Source organism: Eikenella sp. HMSC061C02 (assembly GCF_001809035.1).
GTDB classification, from domain to species: domain Bacteria; phylum Pseudomonadota; class Gammaproteobacteria; order Burkholderiales; family Neisseriaceae; genus Eikenella; species Eikenella corrodens.
On record NZ_KV795523.1, the window covers coordinates 1 to 1852 of the forward strand.

Here is a 1852-nt window from a genome sequence, read left to right on the forward strand (position 1 = left end):
CTTTAAAATAAATTTTGCTTCCTAAGCCCCTAATAATTTAGCCTTAAGAGAGAATATTATGACCGTGAGAGTCCTACCTATTAAGCGCCTTGAATCAATTTTAGAATTCTCTTATCTGTATGATAAAAATAAGAAATTTTCGCCAGAGAAACCTATGGGAAATATTGGCATGTCAACCTTTGAGAGTGTGCTAAATGCTTCCCTAGTTGGTTGGTATCAACCCTATCTTCCCATTCTTGAGCGCAGTATTGAATGGATGCGCTACGGTATTTCTGTCAATGAAGGTGGTACAGGTGCTAATCAGTTATTCAGACAAATTTGTTTACATGAAAATCTGGCTTTGGCTCTGTGGTTCCGCGACGGCGTCGACCAGCCGGAATTGTGGTGGCAAACCTTGCAGCTGCATCAACAGATGCAAAACGAATGTTTGGAGGATATTTATCCTAAACCTCAGATTAAAACTGCACAGGTAGCCGACTATATGCGTCGCTGCTTGCAGGCCGAAGCCTACGAAGAGGGCATCATCGGCTACCGGCATTATTGTGGTGACAGTATGCCTACTAGCCGCAATTTGCACACCTCCGAGCGCAATCTTGGTTATGCCTACTGCCTGCACTATGCCGAAGGTCGCTATTCTGCCGATGAATTGCAACATGCGGCCAAGATTTTGCTTACCCGCCGTATGGATGATGAATGGTTGAGCCGCGGTCGTCCTGATGATGCTTTGTTATGGCTCAAAACCGTTTATTGGAACCGCCAAGCCGATGCGCCGAACCCGCGCCAAGTTTGGATGAAGGCCTATGATCATCTGCCCGGTGTCGAGCCCTTGAGTGAGGAAGTGATTCAAGCTTCGCTGGCCTCACTTGGATAGGGTAATGAGGAACCAAAGGCTACCTGAAAATTTAGCTGCGCAGAAACTTCGCTGCGCTACGTTTTCAGGTAGCCTTTTATGTTGTCAGTATCACACCGCCACTGGCGCTTTGATATGCGGGTGCGGGTCGTAGTTTTGCAGTTCGAAATCTTCAAAGCGGAAATCGAACAGGTTTCTCACTTCGGGGTTGAGCTGCATTTGCGGCAGGGCTCTCGGCTCGCGGGTAAGCTGGAGGCGGGCTTGCTCGAAGTGGTTGCTGTAGAGGTGGGCGTCGCCGAAGGTGTGGATGAATTCGCCGGGTTGTAGTCTGCACACTTGCGCCATCATCATGGTGAGCAGGGCGTAGCTGGCGATGTTGAAGGGTACGCCGAGGAAGACGTCGGCGCTGCGTTGGTAGAGCTGGCAGGATAGGCGGCCTTCGGCTACGTAAAATTGGAACATGGTGTGGCAGGGGGGCAGCGCCATTTCATCGACGAGGGCGGGATTCCAGGCGGATACGATGAGGCGGCGGCTGTCGGGATTGCGTTTGATTTGCTCGACAACGTTGGCGATTTGGTCGATATGCCGGCCGTCGGGGGCGGGCCAGGAGCGCCATTGGTAGCCGTATACGGGGCCGAGGTCGCCGTTTTCGTCGGCCCATTCGTCCCAGATGGAGACGTTGTTTTCTTTCAGGTAGCGGATGTTGGTGTCGCCTTTGAGAAACCAAAGGAGCTCGTGGATGATGGAGCGCAGGTGGAGCTTTTTGGTGGTGAGCAGGGGGAAGCCTTGGGCGAGGTCGAAGCGCATTTGGTGGCCGAATATGGAACGGGTGCCGGTGCCGGTGCGGTCGGATTTGTCGGTGCCGTGGCTGAGGATGTGCTGCATGAGGTGGAGATAGGGTTGCATGGTGTGATTGGGTTGGGTGTCGAAATGGGGGTATTGTACACGTTTGAGGGTGTGGGGAGGAAAGGGAAAGATACCGTAATCGAAAGTCAAGAACTT

General features: G+C 52.0%; 2 protein-coding genes. One reads left to right on the top strand and one right to left on the bottom strand.

The genetic code is table 11. The annotated features are described in order from the left end of the window. Positions 1–58 precede the first annotated feature (58 nt). Positions 59–871: a hypothetical protein gene (locus HMPREF2541_RS01895; RefSeq protein ID WP_141744172.1), complete on the top strand. Its 813-nt coding sequence runs from the start codon at positions 59–61 to the stop codon at positions 869–871. Positions 872–961: 90 nt separating this feature from the next. Here the strand turns inward: HMPREF2541_RS01895 and HMPREF2541_RS01900 are convergent, their stop codons facing one another. Then, positions 962–1756, bottom strand: coding sequence for a thymidylate synthase (locus HMPREF2541_RS01900; protein WP_070541447.1), 795 nt, complete (start codon positions 1754–1756; stop codon positions 962–964). Between the last annotated feature and the right edge of the window lie 96 nt (positions 1757–1852).